General features: G+C 58.4%; 11 protein-coding genes. 1 reads left to right on the forward strand and 10 read right to left on the reverse strand.

Features of this window, described 5'->3' with window-relative positions; all coding sequences use genetic code 11:
• Positions 1–1,343: hypothetical protein (locus GA0061099_RS38620; protein WP_208604928.1), on the forward strand; the 1,343-nt coding region annotated here is incomplete at its 5' end.
• 276 nt (positions 1,344–1,619) lie between these two features.
• On the opposite strand, the gene GA0061099_RS38625 is transcribed toward GA0061099_RS38620, so the two are convergent.
• From GA0061099_RS38625 to GA0061099_RS38665, 10 genes are all read right to left on the reverse strand, one after another.
• Complete coding sequence (locus GA0061099_RS38625; protein WP_074448654.1) at positions 1,620–1,883, reverse strand: hypothetical protein; 264 nt, start codon at positions 1,881–1,883, stop codon at positions 1,620–1,622.
• 169 nt (positions 1,884–2,052) lie between these two features.
• Positions 2,053–2,229 carry a hypothetical protein gene (locus tag GA0061099_RS41775; RefSeq protein ID WP_158644900.1) on the reverse strand — a complete coding sequence of 59 codons (177 nt, stop codon included), beginning with the start codon at positions 2,227–2,229 and terminating at the stop codon, positions 2,053–2,055.
• Positions 2,230–2,240: 11 nt separating this feature from the next.
• Positions 2,241–2,438, reverse strand: coding sequence for a PQQ-dependent sugar dehydrogenase (locus GA0061099_RS38635; protein ID WP_141697814.1), 198 nt, complete (start codon positions 2,436–2,438; stop codon positions 2,241–2,243).
• On the reverse strand, positions 2,435–2,716 hold the full coding sequence (locus tag GA0061099_RS38640; protein ID WP_074448657.1) for a hypothetical protein: 282 nt from the start codon (positions 2,714–2,716) through the stop codon (positions 2,435–2,437). Before GA0061099_RS38640 ends, GA0061099_RS38635 begins: the two co-directional genes overlap by 4 nt.
• Positions 2,717–2,733: 17 nt before the next feature.
• Positions 2,734–2,901: a hypothetical protein gene (locus GA0061099_RS41780; protein WP_158644901.1), complete on the reverse strand. Its 168-nt coding sequence runs from the start codon at positions 2,899–2,901 to the stop codon at positions 2,734–2,736.
• A gap of 13 nt (positions 2,902–2,914) precedes the next feature.
• A complete protein-coding gene (locus tag GA0061099_RS38645) occupies positions 2,915–3,265 on the reverse strand; it encodes an HNH endonuclease (RefSeq protein WP_074448658.1) in 351 nt (116 codons plus the stop codon).
• 166 nt (positions 3,266–3,431) lie between these two features.
• The gene (locus GA0061099_RS38650; RefSeq protein WP_074448659.1) at positions 3,432–3,767 is read right to left on the reverse strand and encodes a hypothetical protein; all 336 of its coding nucleotides are present in this window, start codon (positions 3,765–3,767) and stop codon (positions 3,432–3,434) included.
• 580 nt (positions 3,768–4,347) lie between these two features.
• Complete coding sequence (locus GA0061099_RS38655; RefSeq protein WP_141697815.1) at positions 4,348–4,545, reverse strand: hypothetical protein; 198 nt, start codon at positions 4,543–4,545, stop codon at positions 4,348–4,350.
• A gap of 128 nt (positions 4,546–4,673) precedes the next feature.
• Positions 4,674–4,946: a DUF551 domain-containing protein gene (locus tag GA0061099_RS43365; RefSeq protein ID WP_083235192.1), complete on the reverse strand. Its 273-nt coding sequence runs from the start codon at positions 4,944–4,946 to the stop codon at positions 4,674–4,676.
• A 23-nt stretch (positions 4,947–4,969) separates the two neighbouring features.
• Positions 4,970–5,203 carry a hypothetical protein gene (locus tag GA0061099_RS38665; RefSeq protein WP_074448662.1) on the reverse strand — a complete coding sequence of 78 codons (234 nt, stop codon included), beginning with the start codon at positions 5,201–5,203 and terminating at the stop codon, positions 4,970–4,972.
• Positions 5,204–5,270 lie beyond the last annotated feature (67 nt).

The following is a 5,270-nucleotide window of genomic DNA, read 5'->3' on the forward strand; positions in this document are numbered from 1 at the left end:
GTGCGTTTGATCCCAATTGGTTCATAATCATAAGCCGGCCAACGGCTGACGCGTCGCTCTATTCGCATCCGAACTGCGTCATGGTGTCGAATTGGAATGCGCCGTCAGGATCATTCTGTGGCTTAACGTACCCCGGACAGTGTCGCATATCTCCTATCTTTACGCAGCGCGATCCGATTGAGCATGATAGTGCTAGTCTGATCGATGGCTGGGTGACGAAGTGGCAGGACAATTTCGCGAGCTTGTCACTGCGAACCGGGGGGTACTATAGCGGCAATACGACCGGCTATAACGACCCCTCAGCAAAAGGTACTTGGGCGCCGAACGGTCTGCACTACATGACCTCGCAGAACGCCTACGGCGATTTCGGCTATGGTGCATTCATCAACCCGAACTACAACTGGCAGGCCATCGACCCGACATTTCCTCCGCTTGGAATGATCGACATCACCGCAAGCGGATTGGTGCTCAAGGGCTCGGATCAATACCCGCTTGTTAGAGCCTCGCTGAACCAGGTGGCCGGGCAGGCGCCGTTCCTGTCGTCGCTAGTCTCGACAACGCAGAGCATGAAGATCGGCGTTCCGTATGCGCGCCGCGTGCGTTTTACGCTCAATTCCGCCGGGGCGTATGACTTCCCTGCCGTGTGGGGACTCGGCGACCGCTATAATGGTGATTTATCTAAACCACACTATGAGGTGGACGATTTCGAGCGTTTCGGTTCCAACTACAACAATAACACGTCTTCTCAGCACACCCACATCCACAACGGAACAAGCATGATCGATGCCGGTGGCAACTACGACACCGGAACGGTCCTGGCGGGTGGTGCAGAGATTGAAACGCTGGTGGTTCATCAGTCAGACTATATCTGGATGTTCACCAATGGTGCTCTCACGTATAAGAACCCCGTGCCGGCCGGGGCGGACGCGACGGACCTTCATCATGTGATCCTGAACATGGCAGTCGGGTTGTCGTGGGAGTCGTACCCTGCGGGGTCGATCGGGAGCCCATCCATCACCATCCGCAGCGTGGAGATCCTGGCGCCGTCATCGAACACGACAGGCATCTTTCCGGCAGCGCCTCCGGTCCCTGTGTTGACTTGGGGTGGAAGCTTCACGGGCGGTGCAATCCCGGCCTCGACGCCAAACGGAACCGTGGTGGCCACGCTAAGCGGCGCCGCTGGCGGCTACTCTGTGCTCGGTACGACAAAGCTTGCGGTCAGCGGGACCAGCCTGGTGACCGTTGGCGCGCTCTCGGCCGGCACGATTAACTTTTACATTCGAGGGACCGACGCAAGCGGTAATCCTGGCATCGCGCCGAAATTGACGGCGACGATTTCTTAGCCGATTCCCGTCGCCCTCATGGGCAGTCGGTCAGCGCATCGGCTGGCTTAACAGGGGGTGAGTACATAGAAGACCAAACGGCGACGATAAAGAGCAGCGTAATGCTCGTTACGGAACCCGCGAAAAAAGCGCACGCGAGCCAAATATAAAAAGACATCGAAAATGTCCCTTCAATTTAAAACGTTTTGAAGCGAAGATCGTATCGGAACTCAGTTCGCGGATAATTTCAAGTACAACCTTCGGTTATGCCACCCCACACTCAGGGGAAGAGACAGGCTAGTCGCAGTGATAGCTCGACCGGCTGACTTCGGCGCGTAGCCTGCGGTTCTCTTCCTCCAGCCGCTTGGCCTTCTCCTCGGCCAAAAGGGTGAAGCCGTTGGAGTTCTTGGCAATCGTGACCTGCGCCCGCAGGCTTGCGATCTCCTCGGCCGCATCGCTGAACTTGGCAAGCTCCAGCCTCAGACGACTGATTTCGATGGCGGCGCATTCGCGAAGGTTGACGCGGTCGCCGGCCGTAAGGCCGCATTGCTCAAAGTCCAACAGACGTTCAATGATGTCTCGTTCCGTGGGCGCTCTCATCTGGCTTAAGAGCTAACCGCCACCCACGCGCGCCACATCATGCCGGCGCCATACCCGAACGATACCGCGCCTGCGGCCACCAAGACAGATCCGATCATCCAGTTTCCAAATTCGGCCATGGCTTCACCCGCTATTTAGCTGCGTCAGGCTGATCTAGTCGCGCCAGGGCCTCAACTGCAATCTCCTGAGCGTATTTCGGGACGTTCTTTTCGCCGAGCGACTTGATGCGTCGGAGCGCGGTAACGGCAATATGGCAGCGCGCCGAAAGGCGTTCAATCGACTCGTAAGCTTCATCTAGTTCGGCCATGTGCTCACTGCTCATGTGTGCACGGCAAGCGTGCCGGCTACGGACAGGTAGTTGACGCAGCCGTCAACGATCAGCGGGGCGTACAGAAACTGTCCATTGCGCCGGATCTCAAGTCGGCCGTCACGCTCAGTTGCCTCGCCTCCGCGGTTCTCCACCATCCGTTTTGCCATATGAACCGGCAGCACGGTCATTCCCCACGGGTGGCTCATTGCCGCTCTCCATTCGGATGCGGCAGCCAGCCGTCCGAGTTAAAGAATGGTTCAAGTTCGATCCAGCGATGAACGATGGTATCGTTGAAGTCGAGCAGGTCCGCCAGTCGCTCACCGAGGCCGGGAAGGGACTTCACGCGCCAGCGGTTGCTCTCTGGCGTCCAACGGCACAACTCGATTGAGGCCATGCTAGAGGCTGTCCAGAGAATAAACCAGCGGCCATCTCGTGGCGCCGTCTTGATCGGCTTCCACTCGACCTTGATGTCGCGTTCGTACATTGGAGGTCCTTCATCTTTCAGGTGAGTCGAAGTAGCTTGCGCCACCACGATGGTCCGGGGCCATTCAGGTAAGCCTTGCGCTCGTCAACCATCCGGCGGAAGTGCTCCTCTTTCAACTCGGCAATTGCCTTCTGTTCGATCTCATCGGAGTCGAACCAGAAGCCGATGGGCGGCTGTTCTCTCATCTTCAATCTCTTGTCATGTTGGACAGCCTACCGCGACCCACTCGCGGTAAGCCTTTTTGCCGTGCTTCAGGATGTAGGCACTGTGAGCCATCGGGAGCGGCTTCTTGCTGATGGACTGAAGGTGGCGCTGATAGCGCGTAAGAGTCCACCACATCGGGTTTGCTGCCATATAGGCAGCCCACTCGTCCGGCATCATGTCGCCCTTAATGCTATTGCAGCGCAGGCAGGCCGGGACACGGTTTTCCTTCGTATCCAAGCCGCCACGGCCAAGGGGCACGACATGGTCATCCGTCCGCGTCAGCGGATCGTTGAGCCGCACCAGTCGCGCCGGCCGGGTCTCGCGTTTGCAATAGGTGCACTGCATGACTCAGTCTTCCAATGTACGTCAGGCTGTTGGCCGCTTCAACGCGGCTTCGCAGCGTTTGCATTTCTTCCACGTCCCGACGTCACGCAGCGCTGCCACTTTGACCGACCACACGCCGCACGCCGCATCGGCCCACGATAGTTCGTCGCGGACGTAGTAGTGGGCGCTACCCCACTTTCCAATCCGAACCGCCCATCCGCTTTGGAAGCGCTCTATTGGCCCGCCTGACATCATTTTTGTCTAGCTCCTGAACGTCAGTTTGTTTCTCGCCGTTGGGATCGTGGGTGACGGTTACGAAGGCGATCTTCGCGAATCCGCCACGGTTGTCGGACGCGGCCCTGAACATATCCTCAATGCTCTCGTCGTCGGCCCAGGACGGAACAGGGAGGCGCGCGTAGCGCTCTAACCATGCGACCATGGCGCCCCTCGGGGTTGGAGAAATGGTGCCATAGGCGATGCGCGTATCGCGCTCGATGCAGGCATATGCTCCGCTGCTGATCATTTGCTTCTTCGCTCCAATCTCCGTTTAAAGGCAGAACTCCCCTTGAGGAGTTCCGAGCGCAAATTGCCCTTGGCACATGCGCGGTCTCTCACTTCCTATATGTGCGGCTGTCTGCTCAACAATGGGTGTGCGAGGGAAGAAGTACGCAGCCACCTTCACATCTGGAAGTGTCCACGCATCGAGAGCAGCACCCCCTGGTGGGCTCAGCGGCTTTGCCTGCCTCGTAGCGGCCAAGACTTTTCCCAACCTGCCTGCCGTGCCCGTAGCCCCAATACCAGCCCATGCCAAAGCTGACGGACGCAGCGATTAGAAATAGGACGTAGGTCATTTCTCTCTCCTTCAAAAATCAGACTAAGACTGATCGGTCATCAGTGCGCCTCACACATTCCAGATGCGAGCTGCTATGTCGCCGGCCAGTAGACTGAGCCATCACGCTCGCGATCTCCAGGCACCCCGCATTTACGGCATTTGACCTCAGTGTCTGACATCGACTCGACTTCCTTCCAATCGTGATCGCAATGATCCCACAGCGGAGAGGGTGGATAGTCCGGATTACGGTGATCTGGCATATGCTCAACTTTCATGTGCGCCAGACTGTTTGCCAGCCGACATATGCCCCGCGAAAGATGCAGCCGAATCCGGCGGCGAACGAAGCCAACATCGCGCCAGGTCCAACCCATTGCCAGAAGGCGAGTAGTGCGATTGGGGCTGCTAGCGTAAAAATAAAGCCGGCACCGAGCCACAGAAACATTGGCGTGAAGTCTTCGTCGCCCGGCATCCTAGTCTCTCTCATTGCCGCTCTCCATCTTGTCCGCGTATCGCCGAGCCAAATCCAGCAGCCCGACATGGGCTGCTGGGATGCTTAGCCGGGCGACCCGTTCTTCAGCCGTACAGACCGTCTGACCTCTAACCTTCATGGTTCGGCGCCTTCGGTAAGGGCATCCAGTGGGTGGGCTGGTCGAGCTCGTACCACTCATAGGAAACATTCTCCCATGAGCCGCGGTCGGCACCTCCAGGAACTATGTGCCGTACCCACCACCAGACGTGCTGCCCGTCCGCCTTAGAGTAGCCGAGGATTCGGCCCTGCTTCGGCGCCGTTTCGATCGGCTTCCACTCGCTCACAGCGCCACCTCCGTCTTGGCGTTCGATATATTTAGATATCATCCGACGTGCTGGCATCGGACCGTCGTAGGGCGGTGCTTTCACAGCGCCACCTCCGTCTTGGCGGCCACCCGGACGCGGGGGCGGAGGATGGCGTCCTGACGGGCCTTGAAGGCGGGCGTCGAGCCTTCCCGTTCCATGCCCATACGGAGGGCGAGCTGCATGCGCCGGGTCTCGTTGTGCTCGCGACGGAGGGCGCAGTCGAGCCGGTAGTGCAGGCCGCCAGAAGGTGCGGGTGCCTGCGAAAATTCTCGATTGGCTTCAAAGGTAGTCATTCGCCCTCACTTTCTGGTAAGTGATTGGGCGGTAAGGAGGATTTTACTTCTGCCTCCCCCACCAGCC

This window comes from Bradyrhizobium yuanmingense, from assembly GCF_900094575.1.
Lineage (GTDB): Bacteria > Pseudomonadota > Alphaproteobacteria > Rhizobiales > Xanthobacteraceae > Bradyrhizobium > Bradyrhizobium yuanmingense.